Genomic DNA, 20,041 nt, shown 5'->3' on the forward strand with positions numbered 1-20,041 from the left:
GATGGACGTGGCCACGAGCTATCGGCGTTTTCTCGAAGCCCTGGTGGGCCAGGGCTTCGAAGGGGAGGTCGCCCCTGACTACGCCAATCGCACGGTGCTGGCCACCGACAATTCGATCTACCAGCGCCTGCCCCAGGCGGTGCTCTATCCTCGCGGGACCGAGGATCTGGTGCGTATCGCCGAGCTGGCGGGGCGCGAAGCGTTCCGCCAGGTGGTGCTGGCGCCCCGGGGAGGAGGCACCGGCACCAACGGGCAATCCCTGACCGATGGGCTGGTCGTGGATGTGTCGCGGCACATGAACGCCATACTCGAGATCGACGTGGCACGCCGCCGGGTGCGCGTGCAGGCCGGGGTGGTCAAGGATCAGCTCAACGCCGCGCTCAAGCCCTACGGACTGTTCTTTGCCCCTGAGCTGTCCACCTCCAACCGCGCCACCCTCGGGGGCATGATCGCCACCGATGCCAGCGGCCAGGGCAGCTGCGAGTACGGCAAGACCCGCGATCATGTGCTGGAACTTGAGAGCGTTCTGCTGGGCGGCGAGCGCCTGGTCAGCCGGCCAGTGGACGAGTTCGAGCTGGCGGCGCTGTGCGCTCGCAAGGACGGTGTGGGCCGCGTGCACCGCGTCGTCCGCGACATTCTCGAGTGCGAAGGTGAGCGTATCGACGAGACCTTCCCGCCGCTTAATCGCTGCCTCACCGGTTACGATCTTGCCCATCTGACCACGGCGGATGGCCGCTTCGACCTCAACAGCGTGCTGTGCGGCGCCGAGGGTTCGCTGGCCATCACCAGCGAGGCGGTGCTCCGGGTGCTGCCGATCCCGGCCCACTCGACCCTGGTCAATGTTCGCTACGCCGGTTTCATGGAGGCGCTGGGTGACGCTCGGGCGTTGATGACCAGCGACGCTGCTCCCACCTCCATCGAAACGGTGGACGAGCGGGTGCTGGAGCTGGCCCGTGGTGACTATGTCTGGGACTCGGTCAGCGAGTTCTTCCCCGATACCGGCGATATCCGGACCCAGGGCATCAACCTGGTCGAGTTCAACGATGATGATCTGGCGCGGCTGGGACGCCGGGTCGAGGCCTTTTGCCGGTACCTGGACGAAGACTCGAGTGTCAGGCGTCTGGGCCACACCCTGGCCCAGGGACGCGAGGCGATTACCCGGGTTTATGCCATGCGCAAGCGCGCGGTGGGGTTGCTGGGCAATGTGGCCGGCGAGAAGCGTCCGCTGCCCTTTGTCGAGGACACCGCCGTGCCACCCGAGCACCTGGCGGACTACATCGCGGAATTTCGCGCCTTGCTCGACGCCAGGGGGCTTGAGTACGGGATGTTTGGGCACGTCGATGCCGGGGTCCTGCACGTGCGTCCGGCTCTGGACATGAAGGACCCCGCCCAGGTGGCGTTGATTCGCGAGATCACCGATGAGGTCGCCGAGCTGACGCACAAGTACGGCGGGCTGTTGTGGGGCGAGCATGGCAAGGGCATTCGCTCGGAATATGCCCCGGCCTTCTTCGGGCCGCTCTACCCCAGCCTGCAACGGCTCAAGGGCGCCTTCGACCCCTGCAATCAGCTCAACCCAGGCAAGATCGCGACACCGCTCACTGATCCCCCCACCGATCCACTCGACGACGCCAACCAGACGACGGGCCGTGAGAGCGACCCGGGGCTGCTCGCGGTGGATGGGGTGGCGTTGCGTGGTCAGTTCGATCGCCAGATCGACGAGCGGGTGTGGCAGGCCTACGGCGAGGCGGTGTACTGCAACGGCAACGGCGCCTGCTACAACTATCATCCCGACGACGCCATGTGCCCTTCGTGGAAGGCGACGCGGCAGCGCATCCACTCACCCAAGGGGCGTGCCAGCCTGATGCGTGAATGGCTACGCCAGCAGCAACTGGCGGGTGTCGATGTGCTGGACGTGTCCCGACGGCTGCGCAAGCGCAGCGCCTGGGCGGCGCTCAAGGCCTTCCCCGCAAGGCTGGGGCGAAGCCTGTGGCGCCGTCGCGGCGAGCGAGACTTCTCGCATCAGGTGCATGAGGCCATGGCCGGCTGTCTGTCGTGCAAGTCCTGCGCCGGCCAGTGTCCGATCAAGGTCGATGTACCGAGCTTCCGGGCGCGTTTTCTCGAGCTCTATCACAGCCGTTACCTGCGCGCGCCGCGGGACTACCTGGTCGGCGGGCTGGAAGTCATGCTGCCGACACTTTCGCGGTTTGCGCCGCTGTACAACGCCACGCTGCGAATACCAGGAGTTTCGCGCCTGATGGCCAGTGTGTTCGGTGTGGTCGACAGTCCGCGGCTGTCGTCAGAGCGCCTTGATGGTTGGCTCTATCGCCATGGGGTCGAGCGGGCCACGCCAGAGGCGCTCAAGCGCCTGGACGAGGCGGAAAAGGCGCGCAGCGTGGTGCTGGTACAGGACGCCTTCACCAGCTACTTCGAATCCCGTCTGGTGATGGATACCGTCGAGTTGTTGGAAGGGCTCGGAGTGAGGGTGTTCGTGGCCCCCCATGGCCCCAACGGCAAGCCGCTGCATGTCCAGGGTTTTCTCGGAGCCTTCGAACGCACCGCCGCACGGCAGGCCGAGCGCCTGCGGGCGCTGGCCGAGGCCGGGGTGGCGCTGGTCGGCATCGACCCGGCCATGACGCTGACCTATCGCCAGGAGTACGTGAAGGCACTGGGCGCCGCTGCGGTGCCCCTGGTGCAACTGCTGGGCTCCTGGCTGGCGCAGTGGCTGACGAGCAGGCCGCGAGCGGCGCAACAAGCCGCACGGTCGTCGGTCGTCAAGGACCCGGACTATCGGTTGCTGCTTCACTGCACCGAGGCGACCCATGTGTCCGGGGCGGCCAAGGACTGGCAGCGTCTGTACGAAGCCTTTGGTCTGTCGCTCGAGGTGCTGCAAAGCGGCTGTTGCGGCATGGCAGGCACCTACGGCCATGAAGTGGAGCATCGCCAGACGTCTGCGCTTATCTATGCGCAATCCTGGCAGCCCCGAGTCGAGGATCCGGATCATCAGGGACGCCTGTTGGCCAGCGGCTATTCCTGTCGCTGCCAGGCTCGGCGGTTTTCTGGCGCCCACTTGCCACATCCGCTTCAGGGGCTACTCGCGTGCTTGAGGCATCGGACCAAGACTGAGTGAGAGTTGCGCCCTTCGTGCGCCCGTAGAGCGATGTATTTCCATTCTTCTGAACTTTATCTGAACTTTAGCTGAACCTTGGCTGAACCATAGCTGGTCCGGTAGCGCGATAGCCCGTGAGCGCTAGCCGGCCAGGTGCTTGGCGGGCCATTGCCAGGGCACCGTTCGGGCATATCTACGCAGCGATCGACACTGGTTCGGGCATGGTGGTCCGGTAAAACTCACCGTCTTGATAGCTCGTAAAATACAAGATGGATGGGAGGAATCTTCTTTCCATATCGCTTCTTTTTTCGACGCTTTATCGCAGCAGCTTTGCCTGAAAAGTCGGTGAAGCAATGATGGGGTCGGAAAGCGTAGAAACTGGGCTAGGCTGTTGTCTTTTCTTGTGCGGAAGTTCACAGGTGAGGATGTTCTATGCCACTTTTTACGATCTCCGGACTTGACTCGTCGGCCTCTGCCGAGCTCGCCGTCACCTCGCATGCGCTGGCGACCTACTCGCAGACAGACCGTGCGCTCGGGCTACCCCTTGGACAGATGCTGGTGACCCTGGACAACATCGCAGGACCGGGGACCTTTTCAGCCAATCAGGTCACCAGTGGCCTACCGGGAGGCTGGCGAGAAGTCTCGGCCAGCGAACTGGGGTTGCCATCCTCTCTGGTGGACGTCGATGGCTACATCACGCTTCAGAGCCCCTTGCTCGGCAATGTCTCCCGTGGCCCGCAGCTCAAGGTCCTGGCCGAGCAGGACGCCCTGGGCAACATCAGCCGCGTCAGCGTGGCCTATGCCGGTACCAATGCCCCGGTAGATGTCGTCGACTACTCCTTTCTGAATTCCGGCAAGGAGATCGCGAAGACCATGGCACCCGTGCTGTCCGGGGTGGCGTCGTTCATGGACCAGCATGGGCTTGAGGGTGATGACGCCATCATTACCGGCTATAGCCTGGGTGGGGCGCTGGCCAATATCCAGGCGCGCTTCTCGGATCAGTTGGCGGGCGGGTTCTTCGCTGACAGTCACTATCTTGGCCATGCGTCACCGCTGATCTTCGAAGCCGACAATGTGCTCAATATCGGTTTCGAGAACGACGTCATCCATCGTTTCGTCGGTGACCACGAGGATCTGAAGTCGGCGCTCGCGGGCTTCGATGGCTTTCTGGAGAACAGCGATGAGAGCTACTCAAGCTCCGTGGACAATCTGGTGCTGTTCGATGCTGTCTACAGCAAGTCACCCTGGCTGTTGGCCAGCGACAGCGGGCTGAATCCCTTCGCCTGGGGCGCGCATCTCGGTGGCATCACGTCGGACGCGGTCGCGCGCATTGTCTCCTCATCATTTTATGAGCTGATGAGTCAGGACAGCGTAGTGGTGGTGTCCTCGCTTGGTGCCGCTGGGCGCGCGATACACTGGGTGGGCGACGTCGACTCGCCGACATCCAATCACGCGGGCGAGCCGGCCTTTATTGTCGGCAGTGTCTTTGACGACCTGCTGCGTGACGGCACGTCAGATGATTACATCGAAGGCTTTGCCGGAGACGACCAGATCCGGGTCTCGACCGGCACCAATCAGGTCGAAGGGGGGCAGGGCACCGACACCCTGTTATTTGAGGGAGAGGCGGACGACTACGAGGTCTACCGGCTGGATGATGGGCGGATTGGCGTGTCCGGCAATGATTCCCTGACCCTGGCGAGCGGCATCGAGCGCATCGAGTTCGAGTATGGCGGCGGCTTTCGCGGTGCCGGTCCCGGCCTGCGCTACGTTATCGAAGACGATCGTCTGGAAGACGAGTTTCGATTCGATTGGTTCGATCGCGATATTGCCTTCGTCGATGCACCTCAGGAAGGCCAAGGCGGCGAGTGGTCGAGGGAAGAGGTCGCGCTTGCCGATGCCGGCGATAGCGTCTTCTCGGCCGCGGCCCGTGACGACGCCCTTCACCTTGGTAACCTGTTCGATGACGAGGCTTCCTTCAGCGCTGAATCTTCTCGTGCCTCGGGCGACGGCATCTTCGGCTGGCAAGGTGGCGCCATGGCGCTGGCCGGACTCGAGGCTGCCGCCTCCTTTGTCGGATCGGCAGTGAGTGGGTATGTGGAACTGCCGGAGGCATGGCAGGCGATTTAAGATCTGCAACAGGGCGCGGCTGGGGCCTGAAAGCGATTCCTCTGACCGTCCGCGTCCGTTTTCAGGCCATGAAGACACATCGGCCTGCTCAACAGCCCCCACGGCAAGCCCCTTGCGGTAGTTGTCCGCCCCCTGCACGCCGATGGCCAGGCAACGGCGCTCGAACACCATCCCCAACCCGTGCACGCCCAATACCGCCCGGTCCCCCGGGCGTCGTTGTTTGTGGCTTCAACTTTAGATGCAACGCCAGGACATGTTCACCAGCGGGAGATGTCGTCGTGATGTCGATCGGCTGGGCACACCATCGTGATGCTGGCGCGCCTCGGGCGGTGAGTACCGTATCGGCTTCTCACTTAGTGGGTTTTGATATTTTCAAAACTTATATCTGGGTTGCGAATAACTGAATTGTACTGGTCTGTGGTCCCCATATTCTGAGGCATAACCAAGAAGGAGCCCCGCCAAGGGTCGATTCCCCTCGGTGCAGATTAAACAAATTTTATAAAGGGCCGATCCCCATGACCGCTATCGCTTCCCATCTCGTCGCTGGCCAGATCGGTGAACGTGCCTCTCCGGGCCATCAGCACGCCTGCCACCGTGCCTCCGGTGTGGCCAGTCGCCAGCTGACGCTGGCGCTCGATACAACAACACAGGAGACAAGTTGATGGCCAACACACCACTGGACGAACCAAAGAAAGGGCCTCTGGACGGCGTGACGGTACTGGACTTCTCGCGGGTGCTTGCAGGGCCCTACTGCACCATGGTCCTGGCGGACCTTGGCGCCCGCGTCATCAAGGTCGAGAAGATCGGCACCGGTGACGATACACGAGAGTTCGGCCCCTTTGTCGAAAACGAAAGTGCCTACTTCAGTTGCTTCAATAGAAACAAGGAAAGCATCGTACTGGACATCAAGTCGCCGCGTGATCGCGAGTTGCTGGAGCGCCTGCTGGACGAGGCCGATGTGCTGGTGGAGAACTTCAGACCCGGGGTCATGGAGCGTCTTGGCTATGGGCCGGAGCGTCTCGCCCAGACCCATCCTCACCTGATCTATTCCTCGATTTCAGGTTTCGGTCACACCGGCCCGTTCAGCGAGTTGCCAGGCTACGACATGGTGGTGCAGGCCATGGGCGGCGTGATGAGTCTGACCGGTTGGCCGGACGGTGAACCGGCCCGAGTCGGTACCAGCTTTGGCGACCTGAGCGCGGCCCTGTTTGCGGCGGTGGGCATCATTTCTTCGCTGTACAGCCGAACCAAGGACGCCCAGGGGACCCGTGTCGATATCGGCATGCTGGACTGCCAGGCGGCGATGATGGAAACGGCGCTGGCACGCTACGACATCGAAGGCGTCGTGCCGAATAGAACCGGTGATTGCCACCCGTCGCTGGCGCCTTTCGAAAGCTTCAAGGCCGAGGATGGCAAGCTGGTCATCGCCGCCGGCAACGACACCCTGTTTCTGCTGATGGCCGATGCCATCGGCGCCTCGCGACTGGCCTTCGATCCTCGGTTCATCACCAATGATCTTCGCTGCCAGAATCGCCCGGCACTGGTGGAGGAGATGGAACGCATCCTGACGACCAGGCCCGTGCAGCACTGGGTCGACCTGCTCAACGAGGAAGGCGTTCCCTGCTCGCCGATCAACACCATCGACAAACTGCTCGATCATCCCCAGTTGAAGGCGAGAAACATGATCGTCCAGGTCCAGGGAAGCGCCGGGAAGCCCTTCAGGACGGCGGGCAACCCGATAAAGATGACCGGCAGGGTGGACCTTGGCAGCGACACACCGCTGGTGGCGCCAGGCCTGGGTCAACATCGACAGGCCATTCTCGATGAGTTGATGGCGCGTCACGGTTCCTATTGCCTGCCTTCCACGCCAGGGCAAGCCGGCAAGGCGCGGTCGGCCAAGGCCGGCGCGACATCTTCGGGGCAACGTCAAGGAGCCCAGAGCGATCAAGCAGCGATGGCCAGGCAAGACTCGCGCAAGGCGAGTGGCAGCGCCGCCACCCGGATAAAGGGTGGCCAGTCGGCCTCCGACAAACAGGGTCAAGCACCCGCTCGAGATCTGGGCAAGCGGGTCGGAAAACCATAGTCGTCAAACGCGTTTTTTCATCAGATGTACGCCGCTTGGCGATACCGGGTCGTGAATATCCGGTGTGGCGCGGCGCTGTCAGGTCGCATCACGACCAGGCGAGGTGGCGGCCGCAGGTGGGAGCGTATTGAACCGATACGCAGCTGGTTTACGGGTAACGTCAGGAGACAAGAGATGAACAAGAAGGTCGAAGAACAAACACAGAATGTCGCCTCGGAGGCTTCGTTTGAGGCAGGTAACGGTGAGCCAGAGATGATCGTGGTGGAACGCCGTGAACGGGTCGGGCTGATCATCCTGAATCGCCCGAAAAGCTTGAACGCACTCAATCGCCAACTGGCGGAAGAAACGCTCGCGGTACTGCGCGAGCTGGACGCCGACCCCGGCATCGGTGCCATCGTGATTACCGGCAACCCGAGAGCCTTTGCGGCCGGCGCCGATATCGAGGAGATGGCCGAGAAGTCGTTCACCGATTTCTACATGGATGACTTCCTGGCCCCCTGGGACGAGGTGCGCCAGATTTCCAAGCCCATCATCGCTGCGGTGGCCGGCTTTGCGCTGGGCGGCGGCTGCGAGCTGGCCCTGCTGTGCGACATGATCATCGCCTCCGACGACGCCCAGTTCGGGCAACCCGAGATCAAGCTGGGGATCCTGCCCGGCATCGGTGGCTCCCAGCGACTGGCACGTTCGGTCGGCAAGGCGATGGCGATGGACCTGGTGCTGACCGGTCGCAACATCGGCGCCCAGGAGGCCAAGGAGATCGGGCTGGTGGCGCGAGTCGTGCCGAAGGATGAGCTGATGCAGAATGCCCTCGAGGCGGCGCACACCATCGCAGGCTACAACGCGCCAGCCGTCAAGATGGCCAAGCGAGCGGTCAACGCGGCCTTCGAGACCCCGCTGGCGGAAGGCCTGCGCCAGGAGCGTCTGCTGTTCCAGGCGGCCTTTGCCACCGAGGGGCAGAAGGAAGGCATGAATGCCTTCGTCAAGAAGCGTGCGCCGGTCTTTCGCCATCGCTAGACGTCGGCCGAGCTCGCGACGAAAAACGACCAACAGCGTCGAATACAGAGCGTCAATCATTGACCGGGACAGGAGGGGTGGATGCCGTTTGTGACGATCAATCTAGTGAAAGGGAAGTCGAGAGACTACGTCAGGGCCGTGGCGGATCAGGTCAACGCCGCCGTCATCGATACCATGGGCTTCCCCGACGACGATCGCTACCAGGTGATCAATGAGTGCGAGCCGGAGAACCTGCAGTTGCAACGGCGTGATTCTGATCGCGTCATGATGCACCTGGTGATGCGAAGTGGCCGTCCGGACGCCGACAAGAAGGCGTTCTACGCCAGGGTCGTCGAGTCACTTGCCGAAAACCCCGGCATCCCCCCGCACAACGTCATGATCACCATCACCGAGAACCAGGACATCGACTGGTCGTTCAGGGATGGTGTGGCGCAGTTCTGTGAAACCTGAAGACGGACGCGCCGAGACGACCATGGCCCGCGAATAGCGGGCCATTTTTTTAGGCGTAGAAAGACAAGACGTGATGGCGGTGAAGGGTCGAGCCGCCCGGCATCGAGGTTGCCTGCCGAACAGGATGCGGGAGCCGAGGCTCTCAGTTTATGGGGCAGGCCTTGCCTTGGCCTGCCTGAGAATCGGGACAGAGGATTCACTGGTTATCGGGCGGTACGGCCTCGTTGAGCTGCTGGTGTCTTTGCCAGCGTTCGTGGGCCTCCTGCGAGTAGGTGCGCGAGGGGGTGCGTTCCATGCCTGCGCCAGCGGTACCCATACTGACCAGGCGCAGCAATGACGCCGTGGCCAGGATGACGATCAGCAGTGCCGGGAAGCCGCCCAGGTTGGACAGCATCTTGATGCCATCAACGCCGACGAAGCTGGTCATGATCCAGGCGACCGCACCGATGGTGCAGCCCCACAGGATCTTCAGCGGAAGACGGTAGCTGGCATTGTCATCGTTGCCATCGCCGGCGAGGGCGGCCTGGCTGTCGTTGCTGCATAGCTGGCTGATGGCCTCGGTGTTGGAATCTGCGGCGGTGACGTAGGAGAGAAAGGCAATTGTCAGAAAGGCGATGGCGCTGAGCCCACCCAGCGGCAGCTCGTCGAGGAGCGCGTAGACCATGGCCCCGGGACCGCTTTCCTGAAGCAGGGCATGCATGCTGCCGCCCGAGGTCAGATCCATGTGCAGGATGCTGCCGCTGGTGACAGAAACATAGGCAATGGCGAACAGTGCGGGGGCGACCAGGTTGATCAGCATGAATTGGCGCACCGTGTAGCCTCGCGAAATGCGACCGAGGAACAGCGCCGTGATGGGCGCCCACGCCATCCAGTTGGCCCAGTAGAAGATGCTCCAGTCCTTTGGCCAGGGGTCATCGGCCAGGGCGCCGGTAAACAGACTCTTTTCGATGAACTGGCCGAGATAGGCACCGCTGGACTCCACCCCGTAACCGAGGATGTCACGCGTCGGCCCGAACAGAAAGATGAAGGCCATGAAGGCGAAGAAGGCTCGAGCGTTGAGGGCTGACAGCATTGCGATACCGCGTTGCAGACCGCTGGCGGCGGAGGCTGTGAACACCGCCACGATCGCCAGGGTCACGATGCCCAGTGCCAGCGGCCCGGTTCCCGTGCCGAGGAAACGGTCGACACCACCGGCCAGGGTCATGGCGCCGGTGCCGAGTGACGACGCCATGCCACAGACCAGTGCAAACAGCGCCAGCGCATCCAGCAGGCGCCCGGGGCGACCAATAAGGCGATCGCCCAGGATAGGGGTGAACAGGGAACCCAGCGAGAAGGGCTTGCCCATGTTGTAGTGGGCGATGGCGAACATCACTGCCGGAACGGTATAGATGGCATAGGGCGTGAACGACCAGTGCAGGAACATGGTCGACAGCGAGAAGCGGGTCGCATCCAGGCTATTGGCGGTGATATCCAGCGACGCCGGAGGGTTATGCAGATGATAGAGCGGCTCGGCCGTCGACCAGAACATGATGCCTACCGCCACCGTGGTGCACAGGGTGATCGAGAACCAGCGCCACGGCGAGAGGATGGGAAGGGCGTTTTCGCCGCCGATCCGGGTTCGTCCCAGAGGGGACAGGAAGACGATCAGGCAAGTCATCACCATCACCAGTGAGGTAAGGGAGAACAGCCAGCCGACGTTGTCGAGAATGGCGCTGTTGAGGCCGCCGGTGACGTCCAGAAAACGCTCTAGATCGAGCATGCTGGCGGCGAGCGACAGAATCAGCAGGATGAAGGGGGGCCAGAAGACCAGAGGTCGCATCCGATGGAACATAGCGACTCCTTTTATTGTGGAGGCGAGGGCGAAGCCCTGGCAGGACGCCACGGGGCGTCCTGCCAGAGTCAGTGGAGCGGGGAAGCCAGGCGTCGACGCAGGACGGCGTGGTGCAAACTCGGCCGAGTTGGATCTGTGCCAGCCTTGTTGAACGACTGTGGGTCGAACTACTGGTAGGTGGCCTGGTCGGCACGGTTGGCGGCCAGGCGTTCTTCGTCCAGGTCAAGGCCGAGGCCGGGAGCCTCCGACAGCGTCAGCCATCCTTCCTTGTCTGCCAGTAGTGGGCTTGTCAGCGGGAAGTCGCGCTTTTCCGGTGTCCATTCCGGTGGGTCGAAGGGATACTCCAGATAGGGCGCGCCGGCCGGGCCGACAGCACCGGCGGTCAGGTGCAGGTTGGCAATGACGCCGATGCCGTTGCCCCAGGTATGTGGCGTGAACAGCTTGCCGGCGTCGACGATCTGACGGGCCAGGCGCGCCAACCCCAGCATGCCCACCGAGCAGACGGCGTCGGGCTGATAGACATCGAGGCATCCCTGACGCAGCATTTCAGTGAACTCGTAGGGTTCTCGTGTCATTTCGCCACCGGCGATGTGCAGCGAGGTCGCCTCGTTCAGTCTGGCCATACCCTCGTAGTCGCCGCGGTACAGAGGTTCCTCCATCCAGTAGACGCCCTGGTTCTCGAGCTCCCGGGCCACTTCCAGCGCCTGGGAAAACTGCCAGGGTGCCTTGACGTCCCAGGGCATGCGCCATCCCTGGTTGCAGTCGACCATCAGCTCCAGTGCATCGCCGACGGCACTGCGAACGGCGCCGAGCACGGCCAGATCCTCTTCCAGACGGGGACGCCCGAAGCGTAGCTTCAAGGCAGCAATGCCTGACGCCTTCACTTGTTCTGCCAGAGCGACCACCTCGTCGAGGGGACGATGGGTGCCGCTCGAGGCGTAGGCACGCAAACGGTTCGAGACACCGCCCATAAGGCGCCAGACCGGGGTCTCGAGGATCTTGCCGGCGAGGTCCCACAGGGCGACCTCCAGGGGCCAGCAGCGGCCAGCGTGGAAGCCGATGTTATCGATCACGCCAGCGTGGCGCTCCAGATCGAGTGGATCCTCGCCGATGAACAGATGACGAAAGTCATCGAAGCCGTACATCACATCCCCGGAGCCGATCCCTTCGCGTCCTTCGCTGTCGATCACCCGCACCAGGGTCGCCGGGAAACGACGGCGCGGTTGGCTGTCCCAGGCTGCGGGAAAGGGGGGATCAAGCTCGAACTGGTGATGGCTGATTTCGATGCGTGCAATTCGACACGCCTGGCCGGGGGCGGTGAAGAGCGGGGTCTGCATATCGTTGAGTCGCGGCGTCGTCATGCGAGTGCCTCCTGCGCTTCGGCGGACGAACCCTGCTGCAGACGCTGCCGGCGACGCTGGAAGCTGGTAACGGTGAGTTCCGCCAGGGTCTGCCAGTCATCACCTTCGGGTCGGCGTGCCGCGTTGTTGGCCATCGGTGCGTTGGCCTCGTCGCGCATCTCCTCGGCCAATCGCGAGGCGTCCATCTCGACGCCGGTAAACGGCGCGAGTGCCAGGTCGAAGGCACTGGCGTCGGCGAGTTCGCGGATCAGCGCCGGCAACTCCTCGGCACCGCTGCCAGGCAGCAGCGCATGGGCGCTGGGGGCGAAGATGGCTTCATGCCCGGTGACCGACCAGCCAAGCGTCGCCTCGACGGCGATCGCCACCGCCACTCCGTGGGGCAGATGGTAGAGGCTGCCCAGGGCATGACCGATGTTGTGGGCGATGCCGGTGCCGCCGTTGTCGATGGCCATGCCGGCGAGGCAGGCGGCTTCCTGAAGCTGTTGGCGAGCCTGGAGGTTGTGCGGGTCATGCACCGCCTCGGGCAACGAGGCACCAATCAGGCGAATGGCGGCCAGTGCCTGGCTTTCGATCAGCCGGTTGCGATTGCGGCCGGTGGTCGCCTCCAGGGCGTGGACGAAGGCGTCCAGGCCCGTCGCCGCGGTCAGCGGGGCAGGCAGCGAGCAAGTGAGTCGCGGGTCGAGCAGCACGGCATCGGGCAGCAGCTCGTCACCCCAGGCCCACATCTTGCGTCCGGTGTCGTCGGCCAGTATCGAGGTGCGGGTGACTTCACTCCCGGTTCCGGAGGTGGTGGGGACCATCACCGCCGGTGCCCTGCCACACCACGGGCTGCGGCCCAGCAGATACTGATCCATTTGTCCGGGGCTTCCCGCCAGAGCCGCCACCAGCTTGGCGATGTCCAGTGCGGTGCCGCCGCCGATGCCGATCACCAGCGGAGCGTCGAGCTCGCGGACCACCCGAGCCGCCTGGTCGACGGTCGCCACGGTAGGCTCGCCAGGAGGAGCGACGAAGCGGCTAAGCGCTGCATCCTGCTCCAGTTCGGCCACAAAGGGGGCGAGCACACCGCTGGCCTCGAGTCCGGCGTCGGTAATCAGCAGGTAGCGCTTGGCTGCGTGCTGTCGACGCAGTTCCGGGAGGCGAGATAGGCAGCCGGGGCCTGCGAAGACGGGAGCCTGGCGGCCGTTTGCGTAGTCCTGTCGCATGCTGGGCTCCTCAGATCTCGATCCAGGTGGTCTTGAGTTCGGTGTACTTGTCGAAGGCGTGAAGCGACTTGTCGCGGCCCTGTCCCGACTGCTTGAAGCCGCCGAAGGGCGCGTTGATGGAGGTGTGGTCATAGCAGTTGACCCACACGGTACCGGCGCGCAAGGCCTTGGCGGCGCGATGGCCGTCGCTCAATTTGTCGGTCCAGATAGCGGCGCCCAGACCATAGTCGGTGTCATTGGCAATGGTGATGGCTTCATCGAGTGAATCCACGGTGAGCACCACCAGTACGGGACCAAAGATCTCCTCGCGGGCCACACGCATATCGTTGCTGACGTCATCCAGCACCGCCGGTGTCAGGTAGTAGCCGCCGCTGTCACGGTGAACCCGTTCACCACCGAAGCGTAGCCGCGCGCCTTCCCGCTGGCCCTCGGCCAGGTAGTGCTGGACCTTTTCCAGCTGGGGCTGCTCGATCATGGCGCCGATCTGATTGGCGGGGTCGAGGGGATCGCCGGGTGCCAGCTTGTCGGCCCAGCTTTCCAGTCGTTCCAGCAGGGCTTCCTTGACCTCGCGGTCGACGATCAGTCGCGTGCCGGCGTGGCAGGTCTGGCCCTGGTTGTACCAGACGCCGTAGGCGACATACATCGCGATCTTGTCCAGATCCTCGACGTCACGAGTGACGATATGTGGGCTCTTGCCGCCGCACTCCAGGCCGACTCGCTTCATGTTGGATTCCGCCGAGTAGGCCAGAAACCGCTTGCCGATCTCGGTGGATCCGGTGAAGCCAACCGCATCGACGTCCATGTGGCGCCCCAGGGCTTCACCGGCCTCGTGGCCGAGTCCGGTGACGACCTGGAAGGCACCGTCGGGAATACCCGCCTCGGCGGCCAGCGCTGCAACCTTCAACGTCGCCAGGCTGGACTGCTCGGCGGGCTTCAGGATCAGGGAATTGCCTGCACCCAGCGCCGGGCCGATCTTCCAGCCGGCGATGATCAAGGGGTAGTTCCAGGGCACTACCGCCGCGACCACGCCCACCGGCTCCCGGTCGATCATGCACACGCTGGAAGGTCCATTCGGGGCGGTCTCGCCGTAGAGCTTGTCGAGGGCCTCGGCGTAGTAGCGCAGACCACCGATCAGCCCAGGGATATCGACGCTGGTGGTCTGAGAGATGGGTTTGCCGGTCTCGAGGGTCTCGAGCAGTGCAATTTCGTCGGTGTGTTGCTCGATCAATTGCGCCCAGCGCAGCAGATAAGCCTTGCGCTCGGTGGGTGGCAGGTCGCGCCAGGTCCCCGCATTGAAGGTGTCACGGGCAATCGTGACGGCACGATCGACGTCTTCTGCCTGGCAGGCGGCGACGGCGACGAGGGATTCGCCGGTGGCGGGATTCTCGGCGGTGAAGGTCGCCCCACCGGCCGCGTCACAGAACTGACCGCCCAGGTAGGCCTGGTGCGGCAGGCTCAGGCTACTGGCCAGTTGCTGCCAGTCGGTCAATGAGCGCTCTGTCATCGTGTGAATCTCCCGAGGTCATGAACTGTAGTCGGCATCCTAGGCAGCAGCAGACGCTGCAACAAACGACCATTTTGCAGTCGCACCATTCGTAAAAGTCATGAAGATCGGGGTATTCTTCGATGTTTTGTGCAGAATTGATGATTCGTCACGAGTTTTTCTAAGGGGAGCCCATGCAGCGTTCACTACCACCACTCAACGCCCTCAAGGCCTTCGAGGCCGCCGCCCAGTGTCTGAGCTTTACCCAGGCAGCGACCCGCCTGTGTGTGACCCAGAGCGCCGTGAGCCGCCAGGTCAAGCTGCTCGAGGAGCAGCTCGGAGTGGCGCTGTTCGACCGAAGTGGCGGGCAATTGCGGTTGACCGCTGCAGGCAATCGGCTGCTGCCGGTACTCAGGCAGTCCTTTGATCGGATCGCCTGGACCGTCGGTGCGCTGGAGGACCAGCAGCAGTTATCCCACTTGAGGATCAATGTGCCGCCGACCTTTGCCAGTCGCTGGCTGGTGCCGCGGCTCGGTCGGCTGCACGCGCTGCACCCCTCGCTGGACCTGTCGATCACCACCCGATTCGAAGATGATCTGTTGAATCATGCCGAGATGGACGGCGTGATTCGCTTCGGCGCCGGCGAATGGCCGGAGCTCGACGCCGAGCTGCTGATGCAGGAATCCCATGTGGCGGTGTGTGCCCCGCAGTTGCTGGAGGGGCGGCGAGGGCGTGAGGTGGATCTGACTCGTCATACCCTGCTGCATGTACTTCGAGACGATGACCGTTTCCAGACCTGGCAGCACTGGCTGCGAGCGGCAGGCATCGAAGGCGTCGAGACAGATGGGGGGCTGGCCTTCGACGTCCTCGAGCTCGCCATCCAGGCGGCCATCAATGGCATCGGGGTGGCGGTGGCCGATCGCCACATGATCGGCCGTGAATTGATGCGCGGGGATCTGGTGCAACTGCTGGACGTCGAGGTCACCGGCCATCAGTCCTACTGGCTGGTGACGCGTCAAGAGCAGCAGGATTCCACCAACATGGCGCTGTTTCGTCGCTGGCTGCGCCAGGAGATCAGCGATCCACCTGCCTGAGTGTGGCGTCGATGCTCACTGGAAACGCGCCAATTCGCTTCAGCCGATCGTTGTGTCAGAGGTCAGCAGTTCACGGATCAGCATGATCAGATCGTCCCCTGCGGGGTGCTGGAAGCTTGGCGAACGATGGAGCTCGAGCTCGGCCGGTGGCAGCGGCGGGAGGCCATCGGTGTCGCCGAGTATGCGCCAATCATCGGGTAGGGTGCGGCGATCAGCGACGGTCACTGCGTCGCGCTGGTTCACCGCCATGCGCAGGCCGGTGGGGCTCTGGCTGGTGTAGTGCAGCGACCACTGGCGACCTTGGCGCGTCAGGCTGTCGAGGGCGCGTTGCCGGTAGGGGCAGTGGTCGGGGAACAGCGCCAGCGGTAGCGCTGCCTGAGGGTCGTGATCGAAGTCGCGATGGGCGGCCCACACCAGGGATTCGGCGGCCAGGATGTCCCCATTGCCATGATTGGCGTGACGCACCGTGAGCGCCAGGTCGAGTTCGCCGGCCTCGAGTGCCTCGATCAGCTCGCTCGACATGCGGCAGTGGATATGCGGGCGAATACGAGGATGGCGCTGAGCGAAGCGATCCAGCAGTCGCGGCAGCCAGATCTCAGCGTAGTTTTCAGGCAGTCCGAAACGAATCACCCCGTCGCGATCCCCATGACCGAGAGCGCTGATGGCTTCGCGCTGCAACTGCAGCAGGCGGCGCGCGTAGACCAGAAAGATCTCGCCATCCTCGGTCAGGCTGAGTTGACGGCTGGTGCGATATACCAGCGGACTGCCTACGCGCTCTTCCAGGGTGCGAATGCGCTGGCTGATGGTCGATTGCGTCTTGTGCAACTGCCGGGCGGCCGCCGTGAATCCCCCATTCTCGATCACCGCCACGAAGGCGCTGAGCAGTTCGGTGTCCAGGATCGGCAGGCTATGCCCATCGGTTTTGTCGATGGAATGCATCGGAACGAATCGTTTCCTCGATGATTGAAGTTTCCCCACTATGCCGCTGAACCCAAGACGAGACCAGCGTCGACTGGTCGTCCCTTCCCCGGCTCACCGAGGAGAACCCTGATGCTTACTGCACAGCAACTGGCCGATGCCGAACGCCATGACCTGACAGACCTGGTCGATAGCGAACGCTATCCTCTCGATCGTCCTGATGATCCTGTCCTGCTGTCGGCCATCGCCACGGCCCGCAAGGACCTTGATCGCGAGGGCTGTGCGGTGCTTCGCGGTTTCCTGCGCCAGGACCGACTGGCGCAGATGCGCGAGGAGTGCCATGAACTGGCGCAGAAGAGCTTCTACAACAGCCGTGAGGTGAACGCCTACTTTACCGCTGACGATCCCGAGTTGCCTGAGCAGGATCCTCGCCGGCTGTTCATGACCCGCACCAGCGGTTTCGTGACCCGCGACATGATCACGGCGGATCGCATCATGCAGCGCATGTACGTTTCGCCAGGCATGAAGTCGCTGGTCGCCCGCTGCCTTGGCGAGGACAAGGTGTATGAGTATGCCGATCCCTATGCCGGGCTGGTGCTCAACGTGCTGCCCGACGGCACCCAGCAGCCATGGCACTACGACACCAATGAATTCATCGTCACCATGATGACCCAGGCGCCAGAAGAAGGCGGCAGCTTCGAGTACTGCCCGGACATCCGTACGCCCCAGGAGGAGAACTACGAGGGAGTCGGCGCGGTGATTCGCGGCGAAACACGTGAAGGCGTGCGTCGCCTGGACCTGCAACCCGGTGATCTTCAGCTGTTCAAGGGGCGCTTCAGCCTGCATCGCGTGACTCGTGTGGAGGGTGACACGCCGCGACTGACGGCGATCTTTGCGTATTCCAAGACGCCTGGCGTGGTCGGTCGTCTCGAGCGCACCCGCCAGCTGTATGGCCGGGTGTCCGAGCTGCATATCCAGGCCGAACAGGATCGGGCCGAACGCGCCGATGGCCTGCTCGACTGAGCCCCTTCGCCATTCAATCCCAGGGAGCAACGCTGATGAATATGGATCTGGACGCAATGGGCATCCTGCCCCCGACCCATCGCCCCGAAGACTGTGAACCGACGCAGCAGGAGATCCCGCAGATCCTGCTTGACCGGCTTGCTCGCGTACGGGCTCAGCTCAAGTCGCGCGACATTTCAGCCGCGGTACTGTTTGACCCGGCCCATGTGCGCTATGCCACCGGTTCCAGAAACATGCAGGTCTACAGCTCGCGCAACCCGGCGCGCTATGCCTTCGTGCCCGCCGAGGGGCCGGTAGTGTTGTTCGAGTTTTCCGGGTGCGAGCATCTGGCCTCTCATCTGCCGACGATCGACGAGATCCGTCCGGCGAAGGCGATCTCGTACTACTTCAACGAGCGTAATACCCACGCGGTCACCGAGGCCTGGGCCGATGAAATCGACGACCTGATTCAGCGCCAGTGCGGCGGTGGCGGCAAGGTGGCACTGGAGAGCGCGACCTCCCAGGCGGCGTTTGCGCTGAAGGAGCGTGGTTACCGGGTGCTGGATGCCCAGGAGCCACTCGAGCAGGCCCGTGCCTACAAGGTGCCCAATGAGATCAAGATGATCCGCTCGTCGTTGCGTGCTGTGGAGGAGGGCGTGCGTCAACTTGAGGCCAGCATTCGGCCCGGCGTGACCGAGAACGAAGCCTGGTCGAAGCTGCACCAGCATATCGTCGCGACCGATGCGGATTTTATCGAGACGCGTCTGATGAACTCCGGGCCGAGAACCAACCCCTGGTTTCAGGAGTGTTCCGACCGCCGTATCCAGTCAGGAGAGCTGGTAGCGCTGGATACCGATGTGGTCGGACGCTACGGCTACTACGCCGACTTTTCGCGCACCTTCCTGTGCGGGCGTGATGCCCCATCTCAGACGCAGAAAGATCTGTATCGCATGGCGTACGACCAGATTCAGACCAACATGGCTAATCTCAAGCCTGGGGTGAGCTTCAAGGAATACGCCGAGCGTGCCTGGGAGATTCCTCCCGCCTACAAGTCTCGCCGCTACTTTGCCCTGGCTCACGGGGTCGGCATGAATGGCGAGTATCCCTACATCGTGCACCGCGAGGACATCGACGACAAGGGCTACGACGGCGTTATCGAACCCGGCATGACCCTGTGTGTCGAGAGCTTCATCGGTCATGAAGCTGGGGGCGAAGGGGTGAAGCTCGAAGAACAGCTATACGTCCGCGAAGACGGCCAGGTGGAGCTGCTGTCGGACTATCCATTCGATGCCCGTCTGCTGGGCTGACGATCCCCAGGATGCGCCACCGATCGTGGGTGGCGCATTCCGTTAACTCATGCAAGGTATGAGAAATGCGTCGGCTTGATCAGCATCGTCTCATGCTAGGCTTTTCCACTTGCCTTGCCGACAATCAGAAGAAGGAGTTTTCATGAAGAAATTTTCCGTAACTCTGCTGGCGCTGGGTGTCATGTCTGCTGGCAATGTGTCCGTTGCCGACGACAAGTCACTGACCATCGGCACCAACAATTGGGCCGAAAACATCGCCGTTGCCAACATGTGGAAGATTCTCCTCGAGGAGGAGCATGACTATGACATCGAGCTGTCGGATGTCGGCAAGAGTGTGCTCTACAGTGGTCTTGCCAGTGGCGACTTCGACCTTTCACTCGAGATCTGGTTGCCGACCACCGATGCGCCCTTTCTGGAACCATACCGCGATCGCATCGACGTCCACGATGTCTGGTATCGCGGGACTGGCCTGGGGCTGGTGGTCCCAAGCTACGCCGATATCGACAGCATTGCCGAGCTGAAGGAACAGGCTGAGCGTTACGAGTATCAGGGCGGCCCCTCAATTCTTGGCATCGATTCGGGGGCTGCCATTGCGGGCCTGACCGACGACGTGATCAGCGCCTATGATTTGCCCTTTGACCAGATCAATAGCTCTGGACCGGCGATGATGGCGGCGCTTGATGGTGCCTACAGCCGCGAAGAGCCGATGGTGGTGACGCTGTGGAGTCCTCACTGGGCCTTCGCCGAGTACGACCTCAAGTACCTCGAGGATCCCAAGGGGATCTATGGTGACAACGAGGACATCTACTGGATGGCACGCCCCGGTCTGGACGAGGATGATCCCTGGCTGACATCGGTGCTCAATGCCTGGCATATGGATGATGATAGCCTTGGAACGCTGATGGCTCGGATAGAGGAAACAGGGGATCCCGAAGAGGGTGCCCGGGACTGGATCAACGACAATCGTGATCTGGTCGATAGCTGGATCGACGACGCCTCCGGCTAGCCCATTGCCTTGAAGGGCCGTGCGCAACCGGCCGTACCCGAAGACGCGATGGGAGAA

15 protein-coding genes are annotated in these 20,041 nt (G+C 62.9%); 10 read left to right on the plus strand and 5 right to left on the minus strand.

Annotated elements, in window-relative coordinates; translation table 11 throughout:
• Position 1 precedes the first annotated feature (1 nt).
• The 6 genes from ydiJ (at position 2) to C6W88_RS04775 (ending at position 8,780) form a co-directional block, all read left to right on the plus strand.
• Entirely contained in the window at positions 2 to 3,127 is a 3,126-nt protein-coding gene (ydiJ, locus tag C6W88_RS04755) for a D-2-hydroxyglutarate dehydrogenase YdiJ (protein ID WP_108131740.1), read from the plus strand.
• A gap of 411 nt (positions 3,128 to 3,538) precedes the next feature.
• Entirely contained in the window at positions 3,539 to 5,233 is a 1,695-nt protein-coding gene (locus C6W88_RS04760) for a hypothetical protein (protein WP_108131686.1), read from the plus strand.
• Positions 5,234 to 5,748: 515 nt separating this feature from the next.
• Positions 5,749 to 5,895 (plus strand): hypothetical protein, encoded by a 147-nt coding sequence (locus C6W88_RS21495; RefSeq protein WP_156088600.1) that lies wholly within the window; start codon positions 5,749 to 5,751, stop codon positions 5,893 to 5,895.
• Complete coding sequence (locus C6W88_RS04765; protein ID WP_231498531.1) at positions 5,895 to 7,316, plus strand: CaiB/BaiF CoA transferase family protein; 1,422 nt, start codon at positions 5,895 to 5,897, stop codon at positions 7,314 to 7,316. Before C6W88_RS21495 ends, C6W88_RS04765 begins: the two co-directional genes overlap by 1 nt.
• Before the next feature lie 174 nt (positions 7,317 to 7,490).
• The gene (locus C6W88_RS04770; protein ID WP_181248555.1) at positions 7,491 to 8,330 is read left to right on the plus strand and encodes an enoyl-CoA hydratase; all 840 of its coding nucleotides are present in this window, start codon (positions 7,491 to 7,493) and stop codon (positions 8,328 to 8,330) included.
• An 81-nt stretch (positions 8,331 to 8,411) separates the two neighbouring features.
• A complete protein-coding gene (locus C6W88_RS04775) occupies positions 8,412 to 8,780 on the plus strand; it encodes a tautomerase family protein (protein ID WP_045990948.1) in 369 nt (122 codons plus the stop codon).
• 196 nt (positions 8,781 to 8,976) lie between these two features.
• Here the strand turns inward: C6W88_RS04775 and C6W88_RS04780 are convergent, their stop codons facing one another.
• From C6W88_RS04780 to C6W88_RS04795, 4 genes are all read right to left on the minus strand, one after another.
• Positions 8,977 to 10,611 (minus strand): BCCT family transporter, encoded by a 1,635-nt coding sequence (locus C6W88_RS04780; RefSeq protein ID WP_108131687.1) that lies wholly within the window; start codon positions 10,609 to 10,611, stop codon positions 8,977 to 8,979.
• 167 nt (positions 10,612 to 10,778) lie between these two features.
• On the minus strand, positions 10,779 to 11,972 hold the full coding sequence (locus C6W88_RS04785) for a mandelate racemase/muconate lactonizing enzyme family protein (RefSeq protein ID WP_231498532.1): 1,194 nt from the start codon (positions 11,970 to 11,972) through the stop codon (positions 10,779 to 10,781).
• A complete protein-coding gene (locus C6W88_RS04790; RefSeq protein ID WP_045990946.1) occupies positions 11,969 to 13,174 on the minus strand; it encodes an iron-containing alcohol dehydrogenase in 1,206 nt (401 codons plus the stop codon). The genes C6W88_RS04785 and C6W88_RS04790 overlap by 4 nt, the downstream gene beginning before the upstream one ends.
• Before the next feature lie 10 nt (positions 13,175 to 13,184).
• Entirely contained in the window at positions 13,185 to 14,678 is a 1,494-nt protein-coding gene (locus C6W88_RS04795; RefSeq protein ID WP_045990945.1) for an aldehyde dehydrogenase, read from the minus strand.
• 173 nt (positions 14,679 to 14,851) lie between these two features.
• Here C6W88_RS04795 and gcvA point away from each other — a divergent pair, with 173 nt between their 5' ends.
• Positions 14,852 to 15,751 carry a transcriptional regulator GcvA gene (gene gcvA / locus C6W88_RS04800; RefSeq protein ID WP_045990944.1) on the plus strand — a complete coding sequence of 300 codons (900 nt, stop codon included), beginning with the start codon at positions 14,852 to 14,854 and terminating at the stop codon, positions 15,749 to 15,751.
• A 39-nt stretch (positions 15,752 to 15,790) separates the two neighbouring features.
• Here the strand turns inward: gcvA and C6W88_RS04805 are convergent, their stop codons facing one another.
• The gene (locus C6W88_RS04805) at positions 15,791 to 16,690 is read right to left on the minus strand and encodes a LysR substrate-binding domain-containing protein (protein WP_108131688.1); all 900 of its coding nucleotides are present in this window, start codon (positions 16,688 to 16,690) and stop codon (positions 15,791 to 15,793) included.
• A 111-nt stretch (positions 16,691 to 16,801) separates the two neighbouring features.
• On the opposite strand from C6W88_RS04805, the gene C6W88_RS04810 reads away from it, so the two are divergent.
• The 3 genes from C6W88_RS04810 to C6W88_RS04820 all read left to right on the plus strand — a co-directional run bounded on the left by C6W88_RS04810 (position 16,802) and on the right by C6W88_RS04820 (position 19,984).
• On the plus strand, positions 16,802 to 17,692 hold the full coding sequence (locus tag C6W88_RS04810; RefSeq protein ID WP_045990942.1) for a HalD/BesD family halogenase: 891 nt from the start codon (positions 16,802 to 16,804) through the stop codon (positions 17,690 to 17,692).
• Between the two features lie 35 nt (positions 17,693 to 17,727).
• Positions 17,728 to 18,978: a M24 family metallopeptidase gene (locus C6W88_RS04815; protein ID WP_108131689.1), complete on the plus strand. Its 1,251-nt coding sequence runs from the start codon at positions 17,728 to 17,730 to the stop codon at positions 18,976 to 18,978.
• Positions 18,979 to 19,120: 142 nt separating this feature from the next.
• Positions 19,121 to 19,984 carry a glycine betaine ABC transporter substrate-binding protein gene (locus tag C6W88_RS04820; protein ID WP_108131690.1) on the plus strand — a complete coding sequence of 288 codons (864 nt, stop codon included), beginning with the start codon at positions 19,121 to 19,123 and terminating at the stop codon, positions 19,982 to 19,984.
• Positions 19,985 to 20,041: the final 57 nt, after the last annotated feature.

It is taken from the genome of Halomonas litopenaei, assembly GCF_003045775.1.
GTDB classification, from domain to species: domain Bacteria; phylum Pseudomonadota; class Gammaproteobacteria; order Pseudomonadales; family Halomonadaceae; genus Halomonas; species Halomonas litopenaei.